Source organism: Cellulomonas xylanilytica (assembly GCF_007989805.1).
Lineage (GTDB): Bacteria > Actinomycetota > Actinomycetes > Actinomycetales > Cellulomonadaceae > Cellulomonas > Cellulomonas xylanilytica.
In genome coordinates this window covers 94,853-119,119 of the sequence record NZ_BJUB01000007.1, presented here as the reverse complement: position 1 = coordinate 119,119, position 24,267 = coordinate 94,853, and the positions used below count along the sequence as shown (strand labels likewise).

Genomic DNA, 24,267 nt, shown 5'->3' with positions numbered 1-24,267 from the left:
AGCCCTCACCGCGCGTACGCGACCTCGGTGGCGCCGGTACGCACCGACCGCACGAGCGCCCCGAGGCACGCCGCACCGATCGCGAGCTCCACGACCCCGGCGACGAGCAGCCCGTCGGTCGGCCGCCCGTCGAGGACCAGGCTGAGCACCCGGGCCAGTCCGTACGCGAGGTACACGAGCGTCCCGGCAAGCAGCGCCGTGAACCGCAGCCGCGCCACGAACGCACCGGCCACGAGCAGCCCACCGATCACCAGGAGGCCCGCCCCGGGAGCCCGCCGCTCGCTCAACGCGTCGGCGTCGGACCCGAGGACGACCCCGTAGGACGCGGAGAACGCGACGGGCGTCAGGAGCACGGCCGCGCCGACGACGACCGCCACGGCGCCCGCCACGACCAGCAGCGCCTTAACCACGGGACCCGCCGATCACGTCGGCGAACTCGCGCGGAGCACGCCTGAGCGCCTGCTGGACCCCCTGCGCGACCGACTCGTTGCGCCCGTCGAGGACCTCGTCGCACAGGTCGGTGAGCATCGCCGCGTAGTCCGGCCCGGCGATCTCGGTCATGGCCGCGCGAAACTCGTCGGTCGTCACGGGCACGTAGGTGACCCCGAGGACGGCAGCCGCCTCCGCGAAGGACAGCAGACGAGGTCCGGTGACCTCGTAGAGGCGTCCGACGTGGTGGTCCTGCGTCAGTGCAGCGACGACGACGTCGGCGATGTCGTCCACGTCGACGAACGGCTCGCGCACGTCGCCCGCGGGGAGCGCGATGACGCCCTCCCGGACGCCGTCGACGAGGTGCCCCTCGGTGAAGTTCTGCGCGAACCAGCTCGCCCGCACGATCGTGTGCTCGAGCGCGGACGTGACGAGGACCTGCTCGCACGCCTCGGCACCGGGCTCGCCGCGGCCGGAGAGCAGGACGAGCCGCTGCACGCCGGCGTCGGCCGCCGCTTGCGTGAACGCCGTGATCGTGTCGACGGCGCCAGGTGCGGCGAGGTCGGGGACGAACGTGACGTAGGCGCGGTCGATGCCCTCCAGCACCGGCCCCCACGTGCCGGGGACCTCCCAGTCGAAGGGCGGGACCGAGCCGCGGGAGACCGCCCGGACGGTGTGGCCACCCGCGCCGAGCCGGGCGGTGACGCGGCGGCCGGTCTTGCCGGTGGCGCCAATGACGAGAAGACGTGGTGTGTTCATGTGATCCACACTCGGCGCACGGCGCAGGACGGACAAGGATCGGATGTCCTCCGATCATGACCGTTCGTCCTGCACCGCCGGACGCCGTGCCATCATCGGAGGGTGGCTCGCACCTTCCCCGCACCGGACGACCAGCTGGGTGAGGCACTGCACCTGCTGAAGATCACCGGCACCCTGTACTGCCAGGCGGAGCTGACGGCGCCGTGGGGCATCGACGTGCCCGCACTCGACGGTCTGATGATGTTCCACGTCGTGACCGCCGGCCGGTGCTGGCTCGAGCTCGACGGCCGCGAGCCGCTGCTGCTCCAGCCGGGCAGCCTCACCCTCGTCCCCCACAGCACCCCGCACCGTCTGCGCAGCGCCCTCGACGCGCCGAGCTCCCCGCTGTTCGACATCCCGGTGGAGCTGGTCAGCGACCGCTACGAGATCATGCGGTTCGGCGGTGGCGGCGAGCCCGCGCAGGTGACGTGCGGAGTGGTCGAGCCCGATCACGAGAGCGCGCGCCGGCTCGTCGCGCAGCTGCCCGAGGTCCTGCACGTCGACACGTGGGACGACGGCGACGCCAGCTGGCTGCACAGCACCCTGCGCCTGGTCGCCCGGGAGTCCGTTGCGAAGAAGCCCGGCGGCGAGATGGTCCTGACCCGGCTGGCGGACGTCCTCGTCGTCCAGACCGTCCGCGCCTGGCTCGACTCGGCACCGGAGGCGCGGCAGGGCTGGTTGGCTGCGCTCCGCGACGAGCACGTGGGGCGGGCCCTCATCGCGATCCACCGCGCGCCGGAGAAGAACTGGGGCGTCGACTCGCTGGCGCGCGAGGTCGGGCTCTCCCGATCGGCGTTCTCGGCGCGGTTCACCGACCTCGTCGGCGAGTCCGTGATGCGGTACGTCACGGACTGGCGGCTCCAGCTGGCCCGCACGCACCTCGGCCGCAGCACGGAGCCGTTGTCGGCGGTGGCGCACCGGTTCGGCTACCAGTCGGAGGCGGCCTTCTCCCGCGCGTACAAGCGGACATTCGGCGTGCCGCCGGGCTCGGCGCGTCAGCCCGCGGACGTGGACTGGCGGACCGTCCGCGGTCCGGCGGCCTGAGCGTCAACCGGCCGCGGGCGTCGCAGGTCCCGGTGACGGTGCGGGCTCCGGCGACGGTGCGGTGTCCTCCTCGTCCGGCTGCATCACGGCGCGTGCAGGCGCCGGCAGGTCCTCGCCCGACAGCCAGGAGTACCACGCGGACTCCGGGCCGCCCTGCAGCAGCAGCGCCCGGGTGAGCAGCGTCAGCGGCACGGCGAGGATCGCGCCGAGCGGACCGATGACGAAGGTCCAGAAGATGACGGACACGAAGCTGAGCGTGAGGGTGATGTTGACCGCGTCGGCGACGAACTTCGGCTGCACGAGCACCTGCAGGACGACGTTCACGGCGCTGTAGACGGCGATCACCGCGAGCGCGAGGGGCCAGCCGCCGACGACGAGCGCCAGGATGGTGGGCGGCACGACGCCGATGACGAACCCGATGTTCGGGATGAAGTTGGTGACGAACGCGAGGATCGCCCAGACCGCGGGGGCCGGGACACCGAGCGCCCACAGGGCGATGCCGTCGATCACGGCGACGACCGCACCGAACGACGCGCTGACCACGAAGTAGCGACGGACGCCGATGTTGAACGTGGTGGCGCGGTGCAGGACCCCGGCCTGCGTGGCCCCGAACTGCACGTGCGCGCCGTCGTACCGGGCGGCGTCGACGGACATGAAGATGACGTAGGTGACGACGACGAACAGCGTGGTCGCGACGCCGAGGGCGGCCCCGGAGACGCTCGTGGCGACACCCAGCAGCTGGGACGGCTGGAACGCGTCGGTGATCGAGCTGACGGCGTCCTGGTCGAGGCCGAGCGTCGCGAGCCAGGAGCTGGCGCTCCCGACGGCCTCCTGCAGCTCGGACAGGTACTCCTGCACGAGGCGGGCGAACTGGATGCCGGCGAACGTCAGCATGGCGATCAGGACGAGCAGGATCAGGTAGACGACGACGATGACGACGGTCGTCGCGGCGGCGCGGTGCCAGCCCCGGCGCTCGAGGGGGTGCCGGATCGGGTGCACGATGATGACGAGCACGGCGGCGAGGAACAGCGGGGCGAGCACCTCGCGCGTGGCGTGCACGCCGGCGAGGACGACGACCGCGGCGGAGAGGAAGAGGAGCGTCCGGGTGGGGGGCGCGAGGCCCTGGGGCGGTGCCATCGGGCGACGTGCTCCTTCGACGTTGTCCACGGGCGGGTGCTCGCAAGATAGCGCGCGCAGTCAGCGCCGTGGGTCGACAGGCCTGACCAGTGGCGCGGGGAACCGGGGCAGGATCGACGTGCCGTGCAACCACGCGGTGAGGCGGTCGGCCTCGGCGTCCAGCGCCGCGCGTGCGTCGCTGCCGACGTCCTCGAGCAGGACGAGGTCGACCGCGCCGTCCCTCGTCGACCAGCCGCCGACGATCCGCCCGTCGACCCAGACGGTCGCGCCGCCGTTTCCCGCGGTGTCGAACACCTGCGCGCGGTAGGGGCCGAGGTACCAGTCCCGCTCGGACCAGCCCATGGTGGTCGGGTCGAGCGCCGGCAGCAGGGCGACCCAGGGGCCGACGGGGCCGACGGGGTCGGTGTCGTCGGCCAGCACCCAGCCGGTCCCGCCCCCGTCGAGCGTCACCTCGACGGCGCCGACGTCCCGCAGCGCCTGCCGGACCGCCGTCAGCGTGGAGCCGAGCCACCACTTCAGGTCGAGCGTGGTCCCGGGCCCGAACCGGCGCAGCCACCGCTCGACCAGCTGCGCGCGGGCGACGTCCTCGGGCATCGAGGGGATCGGCTCGCCCAGCCAGTCGGCCGCGAGCGCCCAGGTGGGCCGTGAGCTGGTCCAGGAGCCGAGGTTGCCCGCGCGCACGATGGTCCCGGCCGCCTGGAGGCAGGTCATCACGCGCGACACGACGGGGAACGACCCCGCCCAGGACTTCCCGTGCCCGTACGCGATGGAGCCCTCCAGCAGCGGCTCGCGCTCGCGGAGCTGCGCCGCGGTGAGCGGCCCGTCGGCGAGGCCGGCCACCGCGGCGGCCGTCACCTCGTCGAACCACCGCTCGGCGTCCTCGACGAACCCCGACTCCCGGACCTCCTTCTCCAGCCGGCGCCGCTCGACCCCGGCGACCTTGTCGCTCGACGCGGCCTGCACGACCGGCAGCAGGTCCCGCCCGACCGCGAACAGCGTCCGGCGCATGGCCAGGTGCTTGACCAGGGTGCGGTCGTCGTAGAAGGCGCGGTCCAGGTCCGGCACGGTGAAGCCGTCGACGCGCGCCCACGCGGACAGGTACAGCCCGGCCGGGTCGGTGGCGTGCAGGCACACCATCGCGTCGGCGGCCGCCTCGACGTCGCGCACGAGGAAGGGCGGGGCGACGGCGTGCCGACGCGCGAGACGCGCCCGGCGCTCGGCGACGTCGAGGTGGGTCACCGGGCGATCGTCTCAGCCCACGGTGTGGTTGTAGAGCCAGTCGTTGCGGGTGTCGGCGGCGGCCCGGCGCAGGAACAGCGGCATCATCGCGTCCCGGATGGCCACGCCGAGACGGCTCGTGGTCACCCGCTTCTGCCCGTCGATGGCACGGGCGTACCGCACGACCGCCTCGGTGCGCGGCTGGCGTGCGGCCTGGTACGCGGCGAACGCGTCCGTCAGCGAGTCGTGCTCGCGCAGCAACCGGGCCAGGACCGCGGCGTCCTCCAGGGCGAGCGACGCTCCCTGCCCGGCGCTGGGGCTGGTGGCGTGCACGGCGTCCCCGACGGCGACCACGCGTCCGCGGCTCCACCGCCGGACGCCGACCAGGTCGTCGATCGGGTACGGGCGCAGCTCGTCGGTGGTGGCCGCGAGGATCTGCGGCACCGGGTACGGGTCGTCGGAGTGCAGCGCCCGCAGGTCGTCGACCGTGAGGGTCGCGCCGCGGTCGGGCGCCGTGACGTTGGCGAACCAGTACGCGGTGCCGTCCGTGCGCACCAGGTAGCCGAAGAAGGAGCGCGCGCCGAAGACGAAGTGCTGGGTCTCGGGGGTCGGCGCCAGCCCGGGCACGCGCGCGAAGCCGCCGACGCCGAGCAGCCCGCTGTACCGGGGCTCCGGCGCGGACGGGTCGATGTGGTGCCGCGTCGGGGAGCCGATGCCGTCGGCGCCGACGAGGAGGTCGCCCTCGGCGACCGTCCCGTCGGCGAACGTCGCGCGCACGCCGTGGGCGTCCTGGTCGATCGACACGAGCCGACTGCCGTAGGTCGTCGCGATCCCCGCCGCCTGCGCGCCCTCGCGGATCACCTGGTGCAGCCAGCTGCGGCGCACGATGACGCTGCCGCGCTCGGGCTCGCGCGCGGGGCCGTTGGGCACCGCGCCGAGCTCCTTGCCCGTCCGGCTCCACATCACCATGCGGCCGGCACGATGGCCGTCGCTGAGCAGCCGCTCGCGCAGACCGAGCAGCTCCAGGACGGCGAGGCCGTTCGTCGCGACGTTGAGGAACAGCCCGGCGTACGGGTCCGGCTCGGCGTGCGCCTCGTGGACGTGGACGTCCCAGCCGTCGCGGGCGAGCAGCAGGGCGGCCGCGGGACCGGCGACCCCTCCGCCGATGACGAGTGCTCTGGGCATGGCACGCTCCCTTGGTACGGTGGATGAACGAGACTCTCGTATCTAGAGTCTCTCGTATTTCGAGAGAGTAGGTCGCCGGTGGAAGACCTGTCAACGCGCGCCCGGTCGATCGCGCACATGGCCGACGTCATGCGCGACTTCATGGCCAGCGCTGTGCTGTTCCAGGACGCCGTCGCCCGCACGGGCGGCCTCAACAGCACGGACCTGCAGACGGTCGGGCTGCTGATGAGCCAGGGACCGGCCACCCCCGGTGAGCTGGCCGAGCGCACCGGCCTCAGCGCAGGCGGGGCCATCACCGCGGTCATCGACCGGCTGGAGAAGGCCGGCTACGTCAGCCGCCAGCGAGACCAGGCCGACCGGCGCCGCGTCATCGTGACGGCCGACGCCGACAAGGTGATGCGCGAGGTCGGGCCGATCTACGGCCGCGTCGGCGCCCGCTGGGCCGCGTACCTCGACACCCTCACCGACGAGCAGATCGAGCTGGCGAACGAGCTCTTCTCGCGGGCCGGTGAGATCAACCGCGACGAGATCGAGCAGCTCAAGGGGCAGCGATGACGGACGTCACCACGCCCGACGGCCGGACGCTGCGCGCGTACGACGTCCCCGTCGACGACCCCGTCCTCACGGTCGTCTGGCACCACGGCACCCCCAACGTCGGCACCCCGCCCGAGCCCCTGCTGCCCGCGAGCGCCGCGCGCGGCATCCGCTGGGTGTCCTACGACCGACCCGGCTACGGCGGCTCGACCCCGCACCCCGGTCGTGACATCGCCTCGGCCGCTGGTGACGTCGCGGCGATCGCGATCGCGGACGCGCTCGGCCTCGGCCGGTTCGCCGTCCTCGGCCACTCCGGCGGCGCGCCGCACGCGCTGGCCTGCGCCGCCCTGCTGGGTGACCGGGTGGTCGCGGCGGTGGGCGGGTCGGGCCTCGCGCCCTACCCCGCGGACGGTCTCGACTGGTTCGCGGGCATCAACCCCGGCGGCACCGCCGAGCTCCGCGCCGCCGTCGTGGGCCGCGCCGCGCTGGAGGACGTCCTGTCGGCCAGCGAGTACGACCCCGAGATGTTCACCGCGACCGACCACGCAGCGCTCGAGGGGGACTGGGGCTGGCTCGCGCGCATCGCCGGCGAGGCCCTGCAGGGCGGCATCGGCGGCATGGTCGACGACGACCTCGCCTACGTCGCCCCCTGGGGGTTCGACCCCACGACGATCACCGCACCCGTGCTCCTCATGCACGGCGACGCGGACCGCGTGGTGCCCAGCAGCCACGGGCGCTGGCTGGCGGACCGCATCCCCTCGGCCGAGCTGTGGCTGCGCCCGGGCGACGGGCACGTCTCGGTGCTGGACGCCGCGACGGACGCGCTGGACTGGCTGCTCTCGAAAGTCGACGCCACAAGCACGTGAATCGCTTCGGTACCTGGTCATCGCGTGACCTGGTCGTGAAGGTGGACGGACGCCCCCGCACCCGTCACCGACCCTGTCGCTGACGGTGGGCGCTCCCGGGGGGTCAACGTCGACGTCTTCGAGAAGGGGAACCTCATGTCAGTCCGAGCACGTCCACGCGCGGTGGTCACGGCACTCCTCGCCGTGACCATGGCGCTGGTGGCGGCGGTCGTCACCTCGCAGCCCGCCTCCGCGCACGGGTCGGTCACCGACCCGCCCACCCGCAACTACGGCTGTTGGGAGCGGTGGGGCAGCAACCACCTCGACCCGACCATGGAGCAGAAGGACCCCATGTGCTGGCAGGCCTGGAAGGCCGACCCGAACGCCATGTGGAACTGGAACGGGCTGTACCACGAGGGCATCGGTGGACGGCACGAGCAGCTCATCCCGGACGGCCAGCTCTGCTCCGGCGGACGCACCGAGGGCGGCCGGTACAACGCGCTCGACAAGCCCGGGGCCTGGGTGGCCAAGGGTGTGCCGACGTCGTTCACGCTGACCCTGACCGACAGCGCCAAGCACGGTGCCGACTACCTGCGCATCTACGTCACGAAGGCCGGCTTCGACCCGACCACCGAGGCGATGGGCTGGGACGACCTCGACCTGGTCAAGGAGACCGGTCGCTACCCCACCACCGGCCTCTACCAGACGGACGTGAACCTGTCCGGCCGCAGCGGTCGGGCGGTCCTGTACACGATCTGGCAGGCCAGCCACACGGACCAGCCGTACTACCTGTGCAGCGACATCAACATCGGTGGCGGCAACACGACGCCGACGCCCACCCCGACGCCGACCGTCACGCCGACGCCCACCCCCACGGTGACGCCGACGCCGACGCCCACCCCGACCGTCACCCCGACGCCGACCCCCACGCCCACGGGCGGGACCGGCACCTGCACCGCGACGGTCAAGGTGGTCAACAGCTGGAGCGGCTCGTTCGTCGGTGAGGTCACCGTCAAGGCCGGGTCGACGGCCCTCACGGGCTGGCACGCGACGATCGGCGGCGCCACGGTGTCGCAGGCATGGAACGGCGCCCTCTCGGGTGCCAACACCATCACCAGCGCCGCGTGGAACGGCTCCGTCCCGGCGGGTGGCACGGCGACAGCCGGCTTCATCGCCAGCGGCACCGGCAGCGGCCTGACCGCGGTCTGCGGCTCGCACTGACGCAGCCCCGCAGCTGACGCCCGCCCGTCCCCGTCCCACGGGGGCGGGCGGGCGTCATCATGAGGGCATGGCATCCGAGCCCGAACCCGTCGCCGTCATCGTCTGGCTGGTGCTGGAGCGGCCCGGCGACGGCGCACCACGAGGACGGTCGCTGTCCAGAGCAGCGCGACAGCCACGGCGACGGCCGAGACCGCGATGACCAGCCCGGGGAGCTGGTCGCGGACGACGTCGCCGCAGTGCTCCGCGACCGTGACCCCGGGCGCGAGCTCGACGAGGCCGGCCTCCTCGACGCAGCGCAGGCGGGTCGCGTACCCGCCGGCGGCCAGGACCAGACCCCACACGGGCACGAGGACCAGCAACCAGCGCAGCCTCATCAGGGACGCGTCACCGGCAGGCCGAACGCCTCGAAGTGCTCGGCGCCGATGAACGCCGTCAGCTCGCGCACGCGGTCGCCGCGGAACGTCAGCACGTCGATCGACCAGGCACGGTGCACGTCGTCACCGGGTGCGCGCAGGTACGACGCCACCGCGGGCTCGCCGTTCGCTCTCGTCGGGACGTGCTGCCAGGAGCCGCAGGTGAACGCGATGGTCGTCGCGAACTCGGTGACGGCGTCCCGGCCCCGGTACCAGTGCGGCAGCGGCGGCATCGACCACGTGACGTCCTCCGTCAGCAGGGAGAGCAGCAGGTCCACGTCGCCGCGCTCCAGCGCCGAGGAGTAGGCCGCGACGACCTCGCGCGTCCGGGTGTCGGCGACGGGGTGGGCGTCGCGCGGCGGCACCTTCTCCGCGACCGTCGCGCGGGCGCGCTGGAGGGCGCTGTTCACCGAGGCGGTCGTCGTGCCCATCCACGTCGCGATCTCGGCGGCGGAGAAGCCCAGCACCTCGAACAGCAGGAGGGCCGCCCGCTGGTTGCCCGGCAGGTGCTGCAGCGCCGCGACGAACGCGAGCTCGACGGCCTCGCGCTGCTCGTACCGCGCGTCCGGGTACGGGCTGAGCCAGGCGACGTCGGTCAGCGGGACGTCGCCGACGACCGCGTGCTCGCTCGACGGTCCCAGGTCCACGGGCATCGCGCGACGACCGCGGCGGGCGATGAGGTCGAGGCACGTGTTGGTGGCGATCCGGTAGAGCCACGGGCGCAACGCGGACACCTCGACGTCCCCCATCGCGCGCCAGGCCCGCAGCAAGGCGTCCTGCAGGGCGTCGTCCGCGTCGTGCACCGAGCCGAGCATCCGGTAGCAGTGCGCGTGCAGCTCCCCGCGCAGGGGCGCGAGCTGCTCGGTGAAGGAGTCGACCTCGGACAGGTCCGTCATGACCGATGATTCTGCCCCGCTGCGCAAGTCTTACCGGCATGACCACTTCCACCACCGCCACCACCCTCGACGTCCCCGGCGCCCGCCTGCACTACGAGCTGCGCGGCACAGGCCCGCTGGTCGCGCTCGTCGGCGCCCCCATGGACGCCACCGCGTTCGCCCCGCTCGCCGACCTGCTCGCCACCGACCACACCGTCCTCACCACCGACCCGCGCGGCATCAACCGCAGCACGGTCGACCACCCGGACCGCGACTCGACCCCCGTCGAGCGTGCCGACGACCTCGCCGCCCTGCTCCGGCACGTGGACGCCGGCCCCGCGACGGTCCTGGGCTCGTCGGGCGGTGCCGTCACCGTCCTCGCCCTCGTGGAGCGCGCGCCGGAGCTGGTGCGCACGGCGATCGCCCACGAGCCGCCGCTCGACGAGCTCGTCCCCGACCACGCGGAGCTGTACGAGAAGACGGAGCAGATGATCGCCACCTACCTGACCGGCGACACCCGCTCGGCGTGGCGGCAGTTCATGGACATCGGCAACCTGCAGATGCCCGACGAGGTGTTCGAGATGTTCTTCGGCACCCCGCGCGAGGGGCAGGACGCGGCCGACGAGCACTTCCAGTTCGCCCACATGCTCCGGCACACGGTGCGGTTCCGGCCGGACGTCCCAGCCCTCCGCGCCGCGTCGACGCGGCTGGTCGTCGGGATCGGCGAGGACTCGACCGGCGAGCTCTGCGACCGGACCTCCCGCGCGCTCGCGGACCTGCTCGGCATCGAGCCCACCCTGTTCCCCGGCGACCACATCGGGTTCGCCGAGCAGCCGGACGCCTTCGCGGTGCGGCTGCGGGAGATCATGGGCGCATGAGCCTCGAGGCCACGTTCACCGCGCCCATCCGCAAGGACGGTGCCTTCGCCACGTACCTGCAGCTCGACGGCTCCGCGGAGCTGCTCGGCACCCGCAAGGCGGTCAAGGTCACCGGCACCCTGGACGGCCACGAGTTCGCCGCGACCCTCATGCCGTCGGGGACGGGGCCGCACTGGCTCCCCCTGCGCAAGGCCCTGTGCACGACGATCGGCAAGAGCGAAGCGGGCGAGCTGGTCGAGGTACGCCTCCTGGACCGGACGACCTGACGTCGCCGAACCCGACATGGGTGCCGCTCAGGCGGTCACGACGACACCCATGTCGGGTTCGGACGGGGTCAGCTGCCCGTGATGACGAACTGGCTGCCCGGCTGGGTGACCACGTTGCCGGTCGCGTTCCCCGACATCGTCACGTTCGACAGGATCGCGTTGCCGCGGATGCCGCTCATCGCCAGGATGCCGGCACCGTTGCGGGAGTTCGTGATCCGCACGTTCGTGATCCGGACGTCCGGCACGACGCCGCCGCCGTTCTTGAGCTGGATGCCGTCGTAGGTGGAGTCGTCGATGTCGGTGTCCCGGATGGTGACGCCCGGGATGTCCAGGGTGCTCGGGAAGATCGTGATGGCCCCGAACTCCTGGTCCTCGTTCCAGAACGCCCCGCCGGTCCGGTAGAGCCCGTTGTTGGCGATCAGCGTGGTCCCGCCGAAGGGCAGCGGGCTGTGGTCGGTCGCCAGCATGATGCCCGGGTAGTTCATCGTGTCGTAGACGAGGTTGTTCTCGATCGACTGGTTGGAGCCGCCGTAGATCGCGATCCCGTTGGCGCGCCACGGCAGCTGGATCGTGTTGTTCACGAAGTGGTTGTCGTGGGCGTTGTCGACGGTCCGGTCCTTCACATACGGGTTGGCCCAGATGGCCAGCGCGTCGTCCCCGGTGGTGCGGAACGACGAGTTGAACACCCGCGAGTTCCGGGTGCCGTTGGAGAAGTTGATCCCGTCGGCGTAGGTGTTGCGGATCCGCATGCCCGAGAGGTCGAGCCCGTCGGCGGGCCCCCAGAGCTCGGGGACGTTGTCGTAGTCCCGGCCGACCCACACACCGACGTTGGCGTGCTCGATCCACACGTTGCTGATCTTCGTGCCCGTGCCGAACCGGCCGTTGAGCCCGACACCGCCCTCGTCGTTCCCGTCGCCGCCGCGGATCCGGCCGGAGCCGAAGATGGCGATGTCGGAGATCTGGGTGTTCTTGTCGATGTCGAACCCGAAGTTGCCCTCGTGCGGGTGGTTGAGGGTGTTCGCGTCCTGCGGCTCCGTCAGCGTGTAGAGCTGCGAGTGCCACATGCCGGCCCCGCGGATCGTCACGTCCGAGATGCCCACCTGGTTGTACATCCCGCGGTTCAGCGGGTCGTCGGTGAGGATCTTCTTCTCCTGCCGCCACTGCCCGGCCGGGATCCAGACGCAGCTGATCTGGCCGTTCTGGTCGGCCGTGACGGCCGCCTGGATGGCGGTGGTGTCGTCGAGCCCGTCGTTGGGCACGGCGCCGTACGCAGTGATCGACGTGCACTCCGCCGGCTTGGACAGCGGCGGCGCCACCTGCTCGAGGTCGACCAGGTCGATGACGTAGAACGCCGCCGTGTCACCGGCGTCGCGCTGCAGCCGGAACACCGTGCCCGCCGGGTAGGACTGGGCGAGCATCGCGTGGGACTCGTCGAACAGCCGCCGGGCGTCCCCACCCGGGGTGTTCGTCAGGCCCTCCGGCTGGTCGGTGGTCCCGTACAGCCAGCTGTGCCGCGAGCTCAGTGTCACCTTCTGCACGAACGTGCCGTTGGCGTAGAGGCTGATCGTCGCGTCCTGACCGCCGCCGCCGGCCGCGTCCGGGATCGAGCTCCGGATCACGATCGAGTTGGTGGCGTTGGTCGACGTGAGCTGCACGTACTGGCCCTGGCTGGTGAGGCGCACCGACTTGCGGCCCGACGACTCGGTCCCGAAGTTGGTGTGCCCGAACGTCCGCAGCGCGTCGGCCTCGACCAGCGTGCCCGTGTAGGTCCCCGCCTCGGCCTCGTAGGACGTGTACGGGACCGCGGCCCCGCGCCCGACCACGATGGACTGCGCGAGCGTGTTGTTGGTCTCGTTGGTCTCGGCGACGGCGTTCGTCGCGTCGGCCGTGGCGGTCAGCGTGGCGCCGCCGGTGGCGGCGGTCCACGTGCCGTTCAACGGGACGGTCGCGGTGGCGCCGGCGACGAGCGCGCCCGTCGACCCGGTCAGGGTCGCGCTGCCGACGACGAGCCGCGTCGTGGACGCGCCCGCCGACTGCGACCCGCGGTTCTTCACGGTGACCGTGAACGAGACGGTCGAGCCGACGGCCGGGTTGGCCGGGTTCGACGCGATGGCGAGGACCTGCAGGTCCGGGCCGGGCGCCTCGGTCACCACGACCTTGGTCGGGTTGCTGTAGCCGTTGTTCGCCTCGTTCTGCTCGACCACGGTGCCGGCGGGGTCGACGACCCCGCCGATCGTGTACGAGCCGGCGGGGCGGGTGCCGATCGATGCCGACACGGTGGTCGACTGCCCGGCCGCGACCGCCGGGACGTTCGCGCTCCCCACCTTGGCGCCGTCCACCGTGAGGTCGACGGTGGTGGCCGCCGACGCCAGGTTGCCGGCGTTGCGCACGGTTGCCGCGAGGGTGATCGCCGCGGTCTCGACGGGTGACGCGGGGGTGGCCGTGACCGCGGTGACGGTCAGGTCCGGGTTGGGTGCGGGCAGGCCGATCACCTGGAGCACCGAGACCTGCCCGTTGCCCGCGCCGGTGTTGCCGGTGAACACGAGCCGCACGTCGGTGGCCGACCCGCTGACCGGGACGGCCACCCTGTTGCCCGACCCCGGTGCGAACGCGTAGGCGGCCGAGGCCTTCAGCGACGACCACGCCCCGGTGCCGACGCGCCCCTCGATCGAGAACGTCTGCGTCCGCGCACCCCACGCGGCGGCCGGCGGCACCCCGACGACCACCTGCTGGAGCGTCGACTGCGACGCCAGGTTCACCGCGAGCCAGCTGGGGTAGGCGCCGCCGGCACCCTCCCAGTACGTGCTCGGGTCGGCGTCGACCGCGTTGCCCGCGACGAACGAGAACTCGGTCGAGGACGCGGTCGCCGGGCGGCCTGCGGCCAGGTCGGTGCCGGTGCCGGGGGTGGTCGCGACGACCAGGGACGCCGTGGCGGTGTTGTTGCTCTCGTTCGCCTCGGCGACGGACCCGGCGGGGTCGATCGTCGCGACGAGCGCGTAGGTCCCGGCGGCCCGGGTGCCGATGCTGACGGACACGTCGTGCTGCGCACCGGCCGCCAGCGCGCCGACGTTCGCCGTGCCCACGGCGGTGCCGTTCAGGGTGAGCGCGACCGTCGTCGCCGCGGCCGCGGCGGTGCCGGTGTTGCGGGCCGTCCCGGTGACCGTGACGGCGTCGGTGGGGGTCGGGCTCGCGGGCGACGTGCCGGTCAGGCTCACCTGCAGGTCCGCGAGCGTGGGCTCGGGCCCGGAGGACACGACGACCGAGCCGGACGCCGCGTTGTTGGTCTCGTTCGACTCGGCGACGGTGTTGGCCGGGTCGACGGTGACCGTGAGCGGGTAGGTGCCGGTGGCGCGGGTGCCCGCGTTCACGGTGATCGTGGTCTGCGCGCCGGCCGCGAGCGCCGGGACGGTCGCGGTGCCGACGTTGGTGCCGCCGAGCGCGACGACCGCGGTGGTGGCGGCCGAGGCGGCGGTGCCGGAGTTGCGGACGGTGGCGCCGACGGAGATCGGCGTGGTCGGGGTGACTGCGATCGGGTTCGTGGTGAGGGCCACCTGGAGGTCGGGGCTCGTGGGCACCGGCGTGGTGCTGCCGATCACCTGGAGCTCGGCCACCTGCGCGTTGGAGGAGCCGGTGTTCGCGGTGAACACGAGCCGGACGTCGGTCGCGGTGCCGCTGACCGGGACGGTCACCGTGTTCCCCGACGACGGTCTGAACGGATGGGCCGCGGACGCCTTGAGGGTGCTCCACGAGCCGCTGCCGGTGCGGCCCTCGACGGCGAACGTCTGGGTCCGGCCGCCCCACGCGGGGTCGGGGTTGAGCTTGACGACGACCCCGGTGAGCGTGGACGCCGCGGCCAGGGAGACCGTGAGGTTCGACGGGTACGCGCCCGGCGCGCCCTCCCAGTAGGTCGCGGTGGAGCCGTCGACCGCGTTGCCGGCCACGTAGGTCTGCTGGACGGAGGTCGCCGTGATCGGGCGGCCCTGGGCGAGGTTGCTGCCCTGCGGCGGGTCCACCGGCGGGGTCGACGAGGTCCCGTAGACCTCCACATCGGACAGCTGCGCGGCGGGCCACCCGGTGTTGGCGCTGACGGCGGCGCGCACGTAGCGGACGCTGGTGTCGGTCACGTCGACGGAGACCGCGTTGCCGCCGGTGAACGCGTAGGACGCGGACGCCTCGAGCGTCGTGAAGCCGGACCCGTCGGTGGAGCCCTGCAGCGTGACGGTCTCGGAGCGGGCGCCCCAGCCGCCGGGGATCTTCAGCGTGACGTCGGTGACGGTCGCCGCTGCGCCGAGGTCGACCTGGACCCACTGCGGGAACGCGTTGTTGACCGACTCCCAGTAGGTGGCCTGGTTGCCGTCGGTCACGTTGCCGGCGACGTAGGTCTGGTTCGAGCTGCTGGCGGTGGCGGGCTTGCCCGCGGAGAGCAGCACCGGGGCGGCGGCCGCTCCGTGTGCCACGAGCGCGATGCCCAGGGGCGCGACGAGCGCGACGGTGGCACCGGCCACGATCGCGCGCTTCAACCGAGTTCTCATGACGTCCTCGTTCTCCCGCGTCGTTGCGGGGTCGACCCAGGGCGCGCGGAGGCGACCGAGGGTGCGGGTGGACGGCGAGATGAGTGCGGTTCATCGCGACCGGATGCACGGCTTTGTGCAGGGAACCTGTCAACTTCTTGCAGTGTTGAGGTGCGACATTACGAACATGCGCCGTCCTCCGTCAAGAGAGGCTGTCCCCGGGTCACGCTAGGTTTTCCCCGACGAGAGGAGACATCCATGTCGTTCCAGGCCTACCTGGACACCATCGAGGACAAGACCGGTCTCACGCCGCGGCAGCTGGTGGAGATCGCGCACGAGAAGGGTCTCGACGCGCCCGGCGCCAAGGCGGCCGGTGTCGTGACCTGGCTCGCGGAGGACTACGGCCTCGGCCGCGGGCACGCCATGGCGCTGTGGCACGTCATCTCGAAGGGCCCCACCATCAGCACCAAGCACGTGGGCACGGACGGCGTGCACGGCGACCAGACCGACACGCTCTGGCTGGACGGCAAGGCCACCAAGCCGAGCTGACGCCGGGCGCCGCGTCAGAAGGTCGCGGCCAGCTTGTCCAGCGAGGACTCCAGCCCGAGCCGCGACAGCTCGGCAGTCTGCGCGTCCGCGTACCCGCGCTCGACCACGGTCATCAGGCCGTCGCGCACGGTGACGACGTGGGGCACCACGCGGGGGATGCCGGGCGGGAACCCGAGGTCCTGCGGGTCGTAGGAGCCGCCGTCGGCGTCGCTGAACCCGTGGAGGAACTCGAGCCGCTCGCCGTCGTCGACACAGGTGTACGTCCAGGTGCTCCAGAGGTCGACCTCGTCGGGCGTCCGCATCGCGACGAGCGAGACCCCACCCACCCGGACGTCCATCCGCGCGACCGGGCATGTGAACCCCTGCGGTCCCCACCACGTGCGCACGACGTCGGACTCGGTCCAGGCCGCCCACAGGGCACTCGCGGGCGCGTCGAACGCCCGCTGCACCTCGAGGTCGGTCATGACGGCACCAGCTCGTCGAGCAGGGCCATGGTCGCGCGCGTCCCGGACTCCAGCCCGCCGGACGGCACCCAGCGGTCGCGGTCCTCGACGGAGGCGAACAGCGACACCGACGTCAGGCGGCACCCCGTCGGCGTGGGCTCGAAGCTCTCGACCACCAGCTGCAGGGCGCCGGGGCCGCCCGCCTCGAACTCGTACGTGGACACGAGCCGGTGCGGCGCGCTGACCTCGTGGAAGACGCCGCGCATCGGGTACTCGACGCCGTCGGTGCGGGTCATCACGAGCCGCCACCGACCGCCGACGCGCAGGTCGTGCTCGTCGACCACGACGGTGAACCGCTCCGCCCCCTTCCAGCGCGGCATCAGCCCCGGGTCCGTGTAGGCCCGGAACGCGACCTCGGGCGGTGCGTCGAACTCGTGCACGACGACGACGTCCTGCCGCCCCGGCTCGACGATCAGCTCAGTGCTTCCCACGGTCGTTCTCCTCGTCCTTGCGCAGCGCGGCGATCTCGCGGTCCAGGGCGTCGAACCGTTGCCGGAACGCCGCCCGGTGGTGCTCGAGCCAGTCGGTGGCGTCGTCCAGCGCGTCCTCGCGGAGGCGGCTCGGCCGCCACTGCGCGCGCCTGCCCCGGGTGATCAGGCCCGCCTCCTCGAGCACCCGCAGGTGCTTGGAGACGGCCTGCGTCGTCATGTCGAACGGCTCCGCCAGCTCGGTCACCGTCGCCTCGCCGTCGGCCAGCCGGCCGAGGATGGCCCGGCGCGTCGGGTCGGCGAGTGCGGCGAACGTCGCGCTCAGCGGATCCACTTAGCAAACCTTTCGGTTGTGCAACCTGATGGTTGAACAATGCTCCTGGGGCGCCTCGCTCGTCAAGCGCATACGCTCGCGAAGGCGGCGACGCCGCCGCACGGCTGCGAGACGAGGGAGGGTCCATGAGCATCAACGACGACGACATCACCAGCGAGCCGGCACCCGAGGGCGAAGGCGTGGCGGACGGCGGTGCGAACCCGGGCGGCCACGACGGCGGCGCCGACGGCTCGGCCGGCGAGGGTCCCGCGGACGGCGGCGCCAACCCCGGCGGGCACGACGGCGGAGCGGACGGGTCCGCGGGCGAGGGGCCCGCCGACGGCGGAGCGAACGCCGACGGTCACGACGGCGGGGCGGACGGCTCGGCGTAGTGCCGGAGCCCGCCCTGAGGCGGCAGGAGCGAGTGCGCGGACCGGTCCTGCGGTCCGCGCTCTCCCGCTGCATCGGCGTCCCCGCCGAGCGTTTCGCCGACGAGTTCTGGGGCCGCGCGGCCCTGCTCTCCCCGGCCAACGACGACTTCACCGACCTGTTCTCCCCCGCCGCCGTCGACGAGCTCGTCGGCCGGCGCGCCCTGCGCACCCCGTTCGTCCGGCTGGCCCACGAGGGCTCCGTGCTGGCCCCGGACCGGTTCACCGCGTCCGGCGGGTTCGGCGCCGAGGTCTCCGACCAGGTGTCGAGCGACAAGGTGCTGGCGGAGTTCGCGGCGGGCGCCACGATCGTGCTGCAGGGCCTGCACCGGATGTGGCCACCCCTGGTCGACTTCACGCGGCAGCTGGTCGAGGAGCTGGGTCATCCCGCCCAGGTCAACGCGTACGTCACCCCACCCTCGTCGCAGGGCTTCTCGCCCCACTACGACACCCACGACGTGTTCGTCCTGCAGGTGTCCGGCGAGAAGCACTGGGTCATCCACGCGCCCGTGCACCCGGACCCGCTCAAGGACCAGGTGTGGACCGACCACCGCGCCGCGGTCGCCGAGGCGGGCCGTGGCACACCGGTCGTCGACCAGGTCCTGCGTCCCGGCGACGCCCTGTACCTGCCGCGCGGCTGGATCCACTCCGCGACCGCGCTCGGCGACACGTCCATCCACCTGACGGTCGGGCTCTCGGCGTACACGCGCGCCGACGTGGTGGACACGCTGCTCGGCCTGGTCGGCGACTCGGCCCCGTTGCGGGCGTCGCTGCCGATGGGCATCGACGTGAGCGACCCGGACCAGCTACGCCCGATCGTCGAGCAGACGGTGGCCGACCTCGTCGCGGCCCTCACCTCCGAGCAGGACCCGGCGGACCGCACCGCCCGACGCCTCGGCGCCCGGTTCGGCCGCGACACCCGTCCGGAACCCGTCGCGCCGCTGGCCACCCTGAGCGCGATCACCGCACTGACCGAGAGCACCGAGGTCCGGTGGCGCAGCGGCTACGGCGGCCGGGTGGAGACGGCCGGCGACCGCGTCCGGCTGACCGCGCGCGGCAACGTGCTGTCGCTCCCGGTCGAGGCGGCGCCGGCCCTGGAGACCCTCCGCACCGGCGACCCCGTCACCGTCGGGTCGCTGCCCGGGCTGGACCTGGCCAGCGCGCTCGTCGTCGTCCGGCGCCTGCTCCGCGAGGGCGTGGTGGTGACGTCTCCGTGACCGACGGGTGGGTGCCCTGCAGCGACGGCGCCCGCGACCGCGGGGACCCGCTCGTCGCGACCGGCTCCCATGGCGACCGCTGGTTCCTGGTCGAGAACCAGTCGGCGTGGGGTCGGCACGCCCTGCTCGACCCGCCGTACGACCACGCCCTCGGCCGCGCCCTGGTGCACCGGGTGGAGCGAGCCGGGATCCGCCCGCTGGCCATCCGGCGCCCCGGGCGGCGGAGGGCGCAGGACGGGACGCGATGGGCGCTGGTCGACTCGCGGCCCGGGCGTGAGTCCGTGCGGTGGGGCCGCGTCGACGAGGCCCGCGAGCTGCTCGACGTGCCGCTCGACGGCTCCACGGGTACCCCCTCGGACCGACCGGTCTTCGCCGTGTGCGCGCACGGCCGCCACGACCGGTGCTGCGCGGTCCGCGGGCGGGGCGTCGCCGCGCGGCTGGCCGGTGCGTATCCCGAGGAGACGTGGGAGTGCTCGCACCTGGGCGGAGACCGCTTCGCCGGCACGATGGTGCTGCTCCCGCACGGCCTGTACTACGGCTGGGTCGACGACGGCGACGCGCTCGAGGTGGCCGACGCCTACCTCGCCGGCCGCGTGGTGCCCCGGTTCCTGCGCGGTCGCAGCTCCTGCTCGCACCCGGTGCAGGCCGCGCAGCACTACGCGCGTGCCGAGCTGGGCGACGACCGCATCGACGCGTACCCGCCGCTGGCCGAGGAGCGCACCGACGACGGCTGGTCGGTCCGGCTCGACGCGCCGGACGGTCCGGTGACGGTCGGGCTCGTCGAGACCTCGTCGGGACCCCTGCTGTCCACCTGCACCGCCACCCAGCCGCTGCCGGTACGGCAGTGGGCGCTCGCCGGCATCGACCGCCCGCCCGTGGCGGTCCCCGCGTGACCGCCGACTGGTTCGAGGAGGCGACGGCAGGCAGTGCCGTGGCTGCCGACGCGAGGGCCGTGGCGTGGGGATCGACGCCGCTCGGACCGACCGACTCGTGGTCCCAGTCGCTGCGCCACGCGGTCCGGATGTGCTTCGGAACCCGCTTCCCGGTGATGATCGCCTGGGGCCCGGAGCTGACCATGATCTACAACGACGGCTACCGCGGCCTGCTCGGCTCGGAGAAGCAGCGCGGCGCGTTCGGCGCCCCGGTGAGCACGGTGTGGGCCGAGGTGTGGGACGAGCTGGCCCCGCTGTTCGACCGCGTGGTGGAGACGCGTGACGCCGTCTGGGTCGAGGACGCTCCCCTGCTGGTCAACCGCTCCGGCTTCAGCGAGGAGACGACGTTCACGTTCTCCTACAGCGCGCTGCTCGACGACGACGGCACCGTGGGCGGCGTGCTCGACATCGCGACGGAGACCACCCTCCAGCTGGTGGACCGCCGCCGCCTGGCGACGATCGACGCGCTGCACGTTGCCGTGCCCCAGCAGCTGGAGACCATCGACGACGTCGCCCGGGCAGCGGTCGACGTGCTGGCGCGCAGCCACGACGTCGCCGGCGCCGCGTTCTTCCTGACCGTGGACGACCGGCTGGAGCAGCTCGCCGGCACGTCGGAGGAGGCCGCGGAGATCGTCGACGAGCACGTCCTGCGCGACGTCGTGACGCGGCGGACCACGGTGGTCCACGGGACGACGCTCGCCGCGCCGCTCCTCGGGACCGACCGCGACGGCGTGGTCGGGGTGCTCGTCCTGCAGGGGTCGCCGCTGCGGCCGTTCGACGCCGAGCACCGCTCGTTCCTCACGGTGCTCGCGTCGACGGTCGGTGCCGCGGTGCGGGCCGCCGCCTCCCAGCACGCTCTGGTGGAGAGCCTCCAGGACCGCGCCCGTCGCTCGGAGGTCGAGGCGGAGCGGACGCGGGACGCGTCGCTCGCGCTGCAGCACGCGATGCTGACCGCACCGCCCGCGCCGGACGGCGTCGAGGTCGTCGTGCGCTACCAGCCCGCGTCCGCCGACCTCACGATCGGGGGCGACTGGTACGACGCGTTCCGCACGCGGGACGGCTCGACGACCGTCGTGATCGGCGACGTCGTCGGGCACGACCTGGAGGCTGCCGCGGCGATGGGTCAGGTCCGAGGCCTGGTCCGGGCCATCGCCTACGACACCGACGGCTCCCCGGGCCGCATCCTCGAGCGCGTCGACGACGCCATCGCCGGTCTAGGTCTCGGGCCGAGCGCGACGGCGAGCGCCGTGGTGGCCAGCGTCGTCCCGGACCTGGACGGCCGGCACACCGTGCAGTGGTCCAACGCCGGCCACCCGCCGCCCGTGGTCGTCCGTGCGGACGGCACCGTGGAGGTCCTGCGCCGCCGCAACGACCTGATCCTCGGCGTGACGACCGGACGCGAGCGCATCGACCACACGACCGTGCTGGAGGTCGGGGACATCCTGCTGCTGCACACCGACGGCCTCATCGAGCACCGCACCCGCACCCACGTCGCCGGCATCGACCAGCTGGTGGGCATGCTCGCGGGCCGCCAGTCGCAGCCGCTGGAGGCCCTGGCCGACGACGTGCTGGCGACGATGGTGCCGTCGGACGCGAGCGACGACGTCGCCCTCGTCCTCGTCCGCCCGCTCTCCCTGCCGGCGGGCGGTGAGGGCTAGGACGCCTGCGAGATGCGGACGGTGTTCCCCGCCGGGTCCCGGAACGCGCAGTCGCGCGGGCCCCAGCCCTGGTCCATCGGCTCCTGCAGGACCTCGGCGCCCGATGCCTGCACCTTCTCGAAGGTGGCGTCCAGGTCGTCGGACGAGAAGACGAGCATCGGCAGGACGCCCTTGGCGAGCAGCTCCTGCATGACGTCGCCGTCGGCCTGCGAGCGACCGGCATGCGGGTCGGACAGCACGATGCCGAGCCCGGGCTGCGCGTCGCTGCCGAGGGTGACCCAGCGGTGGCCGCCGGAGGCCACGTCCTGCTGGACCTCGAGGCCCAGGGCGTCCCGGTAGAAGGCGAGCGCCTCGTCGACGTCGCTGACGGTGATGTTGGTGTACTGGAGTGAGATCGTCATGGGACCGACCCTAGGAGCGGGTCCCCGGCCGCCGCTTCTTCGATCCTGACCACTTCGCTCGCGGCTGTCCGAAAGGACAGTGGTGACCGCGCTGACGCGGTCGTAGCGTGACAGACCCGGCTCCGACCGGGCGGATCGTCACCGGCACAGCGCCCTCGCGCCTGCGCCTCACGCGTCGTGCACGCGTTCCCCCAGCGCTTCCGCCAGCGAAGGACACCCCCATGACCAGCACCCGTACCCGCGCCCTGCGAGGCGCGACCGTCGCGCTCGTCGCGCTCGGCCTGGCCGCGTCGGCCGCGCCCGCCCAGGCGACGCCCGACGTCGCGACCCCGGACAGCACGATGGCCTTACCCGCAGGCCTCGCCTGCACGTTCCCCGTCACGGTGACCGGGACGGGCGGGTTCAGGCACGAGCACACCAAGGGTCCCGTCACCACGACCACCGGGCTCGGGCAGAACCTCACCGTGACCAACGACGCCAGCGGCGACTCGATCCGGTTGCGTTCCTCCGGCGCCACCTCCGTCACGACGACGCTGCCGGACGGCTCCAAGCACGTGGTCCTGCTCGGGGCGAACCTCGTCATCCTCTTCCCGACCGACATCCCCGCCGGACCCTCGATGACCCTGTACAAGGGTCGGGTCGAGTACACGGTCGATGCCGCCGAGACCTGGACCATCGTGTCGACCTCAGGACGTGCCACGGACCTGTGCGAGGCCCTCAGCTGACCGGACGCCCGCCCTGGGCCCAGCGGGCCACCAGCTCGGCACGCGTCGCCGCCCCCACCCGGTCGCGTGCCGACACCAGCCGGTGCTTCACCGCACTCTCGCCGATCCCGAGCCGACGCGAGATCCGCGTGGTCGTCCACCCGCGCGCCACCATGACGATGACCTCGGCCTCTCGGCGGGTGAACGGACCGTTCGGCATCTCGGGCGCCTCCCCGAGCCGCTCGACTGCGGCATCGAGCGCCGTGCGGAAGTCGAAGGCCGCCCGCAGCGGCGCACCCAGCGCGTCCAAGCAGGTGAGCTCGTCGTCGTCGAGGTCACGAACCTGTCGCTGGACCGCCAGGAACGTCAGGGTCGAGTGGGTGCGGTGCAGGACGACGGCCGCCGGGTAGCGCGCCTCGAGCGGCGCGTGCATCGCTGCATAGACGTCCGACTCCCAGAATCGCGGCAGGTCCGTGACGTCACTGACGCGCTGCACGACCGAGCCCCGCAGGAGTCCGGTCATGGACGGATGCCGCGCCGTCATCGCCTCGGCGGTCGCCATCTGCGTGTCCGTCCAGGGCGGCGGCCTGGACGACGCGAGGACGAGCGCCCGCGTGCGGTAGGTGCCGACCGTCGACCACTCGCAGAACCCGGCACCGGCATCGGCACCGAATGCGAGGTTGACGCGGTCCGCCAGCTCCTGGGCGTAGTCGAGCCCGGCTGCGACCTGCCGCGCAGAGTCGACTCCGATGCGCAGAGCATCAGCCAGCTTCACGATGGCACCCACCAGACCGTGCGACCGCCGGACCGGTCCACCGTAGCGCTGCCCCGGAACCGGCCCTCGGGCCCTACGGGACGATGTGGCCCGCCGCCCGGAACAGCTCGTACCACTCGGCCCGGGTCAGGGGGATCTCGGAGCCCTGCGCTGCGCCCGTGACGCGGTCGGGGCTCGTCGTGCCGAGCACCACCTGCATCCGCGCGGGGTGCCGGGTGATCCAGGCGGTGGCGATCGCGATGGCCGGGACGTCGTACTTCCCTGCCAGCCGGTCGATCACCGCGTTGAGCTCCGGGTACTCCGGCGAGCCGAGGAAGACCCCGGTGAAGAACCCCGCCTGGAACGGCGACCACGCCTGGATGGTGATGTCGTGCAGACGGCAGTAGTCGACGATGCCCCCGTCGCGGTCGATCGACTGGTCCTCGCCCTGCATGTTCGCCGCGACGCCCTGGGCGACGATCGTCGAGTGCGTGATCGACAGCTGCAGCTGGTTGGCCACGATGGGCTGCCGGACGAACTTCCGCAGCAGCGCGATCTGCCCGGGCGTCTGGTTGGAGACGCCGAACGCCCGCACCTTGCCGGCCGACTCGAGCTCGTCGAACGCCCGCGCCACCTCCTCCGGCTCCACGAGGGCGTCCGGACGGTGCAGCAGCAGGATGTCGATGTAGTCGGTGCCGAGCGCGTCGAGCGAGCCGTTCACCGACTCCACGATGTGCTCGTAGGAGAAGTCGAAGCCGTCGGGCGGCACGATGCCGCACTTGGTCTGGATGACGACCTCGGCGCGGTCGGCGGGGGTGAGCCGCAGCGCCTCGGCGTACCGGCGCTCGCACACGTGCATCGCACCGCCGTAGATGTCGGCGTGGTCGATCATCGTGATCCCGGCGTCCCGCCCGGCACCGACCAGCGTGCGGATCTCGTCGTCGGACCTGTCCGCGATCCGCATGAGGCCGAGCACCACGTTGGGGACGACGATGTCGGTGCCGGGCAGGGTGAAGGTCTTCACAG

At 72.9% G+C, this 24,267-nt stretch carries 26 protein-coding genes; 12 read left to right on the top strand and 14 right to left on the bottom strand.

Translation table 11 applies throughout. The features are described from left to right. Positions 1-5 precede the first annotated feature (5 nt). Together CXY01_RS11990 and CXY01_RS11985 are read right to left on the bottom strand one after the other, a co-directional pair. A complete protein-coding gene (locus CXY01_RS11990) occupies positions 6-410 on the bottom strand; it encodes a DUF4345 domain-containing protein (protein WP_146927671.1) in 405 nt (134 codons plus the stop codon). Beyond that, positions 403-1,188, bottom strand: coding sequence for a Rossmann-fold NAD(P)-binding domain-containing protein (locus CXY01_RS11985; protein WP_146927670.1), 786 nt, complete (start codon positions 1,186-1,188; stop codon positions 403-405). The genes CXY01_RS11990 and CXY01_RS11985 overlap by 8 nt, the downstream gene beginning before the upstream one ends. Positions 1,189-1,290: 102 nt before the next feature. Here CXY01_RS11985 and CXY01_RS11980 point away from each other — a divergent pair, with 102 nt between their 5' ends. Next, positions 1,291-2,271 (top strand): AraC family transcriptional regulator, encoded by a 981-nt coding sequence (locus CXY01_RS11980; protein ID WP_146927669.1) that lies wholly within the window; start codon positions 1,291-1,293, stop codon positions 2,269-2,271. 3 nt (positions 2,272-2,274) lie between these two features. Here CXY01_RS11980 and CXY01_RS11975 read toward each other — a convergent pair whose 3' ends face one another. Genes CXY01_RS11975 through CXY01_RS11965 form a run of 3 tightly spaced genes read right to left on the bottom strand, consistent with a single transcriptional unit; the run spans position 2,275 to position 5,811 of the window. Further along, a complete protein-coding gene (locus tag CXY01_RS11975; RefSeq protein ID WP_146927668.1) occupies positions 2,275-3,408 on the bottom strand; it encodes an AI-2E family transporter in 1,134 nt (377 codons plus the stop codon). Between the two features lie 60 nt (positions 3,409-3,468). After that, the gene (locus CXY01_RS11970; protein ID WP_146927667.1) at positions 3,469-4,647 is read right to left on the bottom strand and encodes a winged helix DNA-binding domain-containing protein; all 1,179 of its coding nucleotides are present in this window, start codon (positions 4,645-4,647) and stop codon (positions 3,469-3,471) included. A gap of 12 nt (positions 4,648-4,659) precedes the next feature. Further along, positions 4,660-5,811, bottom strand: a complete 1,152-nt coding sequence (locus CXY01_RS11965) for an FAD-dependent monooxygenase (protein WP_146927666.1) — start codon at positions 5,809-5,811, stop codon at positions 4,660-4,662. Positions 5,812-5,889: 78 nt separating this feature from the next. Here CXY01_RS11965 and CXY01_RS11960 point away from each other — a divergent pair, with 78 nt between their 5' ends. From CXY01_RS11960 to CXY01_RS11950, 3 genes are all read left to right on the top strand, one after another. Next, the gene (locus CXY01_RS11960; protein WP_146927665.1) at positions 5,890-6,366 is read left to right on the top strand and encodes a MarR family winged helix-turn-helix transcriptional regulator; all 477 of its coding nucleotides are present in this window, start codon (positions 5,890-5,892) and stop codon (positions 6,364-6,366) included. Further along, positions 6,363-7,211, top strand: coding sequence for an alpha/beta fold hydrolase (locus tag CXY01_RS11955; protein WP_146927664.1), 849 nt, complete (start codon positions 6,363-6,365; stop codon positions 7,209-7,211). Before CXY01_RS11960 ends, CXY01_RS11955 begins: the two co-directional genes overlap by 4 nt. 135 nt (positions 7,212-7,346) lie before the next feature. Further along, complete coding sequence (locus CXY01_RS11950) at positions 7,347-8,411, top strand: lytic polysaccharide monooxygenase auxiliary activity family 9 protein (RefSeq protein ID WP_146927663.1); 1,065 nt, start codon at positions 7,347-7,349, stop codon at positions 8,409-8,411. Positions 8,412-8,506: 95 nt separating this feature from the next. Here CXY01_RS11950 and CXY01_RS11945 read toward each other — a convergent pair whose 3' ends face one another. Together CXY01_RS11945 and CXY01_RS11940 are read right to left on the bottom strand one after the other, a co-directional pair. Then, positions 8,507-8,785, bottom strand: a complete 279-nt coding sequence (locus CXY01_RS11945) for a hypothetical protein (protein ID WP_146927662.1) — start codon at positions 8,783-8,785, stop codon at positions 8,507-8,509. Next, positions 8,785-9,720 (bottom strand): sigma-70 family RNA polymerase sigma factor, encoded by a 936-nt coding sequence (locus CXY01_RS11940; protein ID WP_146927661.1) that lies wholly within the window; start codon positions 9,718-9,720, stop codon positions 8,785-8,787. Before CXY01_RS11940 ends, CXY01_RS11945 begins: the two co-directional genes overlap by 1 nt. A 38-nt stretch (positions 9,721-9,758) precedes the next feature. On the opposite strand from CXY01_RS11940, the gene CXY01_RS11935 reads away from it, so the two are divergent. Next, positions 9,759-10,577, top strand: a complete 819-nt coding sequence (locus CXY01_RS11935; protein WP_146927660.1) for an alpha/beta fold hydrolase — start codon at positions 9,759-9,761, stop codon at positions 10,575-10,577. Continuing rightward, complete coding sequence (locus CXY01_RS11930; protein WP_146927659.1) at positions 10,574-10,843, top strand: DUF1905 domain-containing protein; 270 nt, start codon at positions 10,574-10,576, stop codon at positions 10,841-10,843. The genes CXY01_RS11935 and CXY01_RS11930 overlap by 4 nt, the downstream gene beginning before the upstream one ends. Before the next feature lie 68 nt (positions 10,844-10,911). Here the strand turns inward: CXY01_RS11930 and CXY01_RS11925 are convergent, their stop codons facing one another. After that, a complete protein-coding gene (locus tag CXY01_RS11925) occupies positions 10,912-15,375 on the bottom strand; it encodes a CARDB domain-containing protein (protein ID WP_146927658.1) in 4,464 nt (1,487 codons plus the stop codon). A 237-nt stretch (positions 15,376-15,612) separates the two neighbouring features. Between CXY01_RS11925 and CXY01_RS11920 the strand changes: the two genes are divergently transcribed. Further along, positions 15,613-15,903: a DUF4287 domain-containing protein gene (locus CXY01_RS11920; RefSeq protein ID WP_146927657.1), complete on the top strand. Its 291-nt coding sequence runs from the start codon at positions 15,613-15,615 to the stop codon at positions 15,901-15,903. Between the two features lie 14 nt (positions 15,904-15,917). On the opposite strand, the gene CXY01_RS11915 is transcribed toward CXY01_RS11920, so the two are convergent. Genes CXY01_RS11915 through CXY01_RS11905 form a run of 3 tightly spaced genes read right to left on the bottom strand, consistent with a single transcriptional unit; the run spans position 15,918 to position 17,168 of the window. Beyond that, entirely contained in the window at positions 15,918-16,367 is a 450-nt protein-coding gene (locus tag CXY01_RS11915; RefSeq protein ID WP_146927656.1) for an SRPBCC family protein, read from the bottom strand. Beyond that, on the bottom strand, positions 16,364-16,837 hold the full coding sequence (locus tag CXY01_RS11910; RefSeq protein WP_146927655.1) for an SRPBCC domain-containing protein: 474 nt from the start codon (positions 16,835-16,837) through the stop codon (positions 16,364-16,366). The genes CXY01_RS11915 and CXY01_RS11910 overlap by 4 nt, the downstream gene beginning before the upstream one ends. Further along, a complete protein-coding gene (locus CXY01_RS11905; protein WP_146927654.1) occupies positions 16,824-17,168 on the bottom strand; it encodes an ArsR/SmtB family transcription factor in 345 nt (114 codons plus the stop codon). The genes CXY01_RS11910 and CXY01_RS11905 overlap by 14 nt, the downstream gene beginning before the upstream one ends. A gap of 125 nt (positions 17,169-17,293) precedes the next feature. Here CXY01_RS11905 and CXY01_RS11900 point away from each other — a divergent pair, with 125 nt between their 5' ends. Genes CXY01_RS11900 through CXY01_RS11885 form a run of 4 tightly spaced genes read left to right on the top strand, consistent with a single transcriptional unit; the run spans position 17,294 to position 21,382 of the window. Next, entirely contained in the window at positions 17,294-17,539 is a 246-nt protein-coding gene (locus tag CXY01_RS11900) for a BatC protein (RefSeq protein ID WP_146927653.1), read from the top strand. Positions 17,540-17,571: 32 nt separating this feature from the next. Continuing rightward, positions 17,572-18,792, top strand: a complete 1,221-nt coding sequence (locus tag CXY01_RS11895; protein WP_222594546.1) for a cupin domain-containing protein — start codon at positions 17,572-17,574, stop codon at positions 18,790-18,792. Next, positions 18,789-19,685 carry a ferredoxin family protein gene (locus CXY01_RS11890; RefSeq protein WP_146927652.1) on the top strand — a complete coding sequence of 299 codons (897 nt, stop codon included), beginning with the start codon at positions 18,789-18,791 and terminating at the stop codon, positions 19,683-19,685. Before CXY01_RS11895 ends, CXY01_RS11890 begins: the two co-directional genes overlap by 4 nt. Further along, positions 19,682-21,382, top strand: a complete 1,701-nt coding sequence (locus tag CXY01_RS11885) for a PP2C family protein-serine/threonine phosphatase (protein ID WP_146927651.1) — start codon at positions 19,682-19,684, stop codon at positions 21,380-21,382. The genes CXY01_RS11890 and CXY01_RS11885 overlap by 4 nt, the downstream gene beginning before the upstream one ends. Here the strand turns inward: CXY01_RS11885 and CXY01_RS11880 are convergent. Continuing rightward, positions 21,379-21,783 (bottom strand): VOC family protein, encoded by a 405-nt coding sequence (locus tag CXY01_RS11880; protein ID WP_146927650.1) that lies wholly within the window; start codon positions 21,781-21,783, stop codon positions 21,379-21,381. The two genes, CXY01_RS11885 and CXY01_RS11880, sit on opposite strands and share 4 nt — an antisense overlap. Before the next feature lie 221 nt (positions 21,784-22,004). On the opposite strand from CXY01_RS11880, the gene CXY01_RS11875 reads away from it, so the two are divergent. After that, complete coding sequence (locus tag CXY01_RS11875) at positions 22,005-22,508, top strand: hypothetical protein (protein WP_146927649.1); 504 nt, start codon at positions 22,005-22,007, stop codon at positions 22,506-22,508. On the opposite strand, the gene CXY01_RS11870 is transcribed toward CXY01_RS11875, so the two are convergent. Together CXY01_RS11870 and CXY01_RS11865 are read right to left on the bottom strand one after the other, a co-directional pair. Next, complete coding sequence (locus CXY01_RS11870) at positions 22,501-23,262, bottom strand: helix-turn-helix transcriptional regulator (RefSeq protein ID WP_146927648.1); 762 nt, start codon at positions 23,260-23,262, stop codon at positions 22,501-22,503. The genes CXY01_RS11875 and CXY01_RS11870 overlap by 8 nt on opposite strands. 73 nt (positions 23,263-23,335) lie before the next feature. Beyond that, positions 23,336-24,265, bottom strand: a complete 930-nt coding sequence (locus CXY01_RS11865) for an aldo/keto reductase (protein ID WP_146927647.1) — start codon at positions 24,263-24,265, stop codon at positions 23,336-23,338. Between the last annotated feature and the right edge of the window lie 2 nt (positions 24,266-24,267).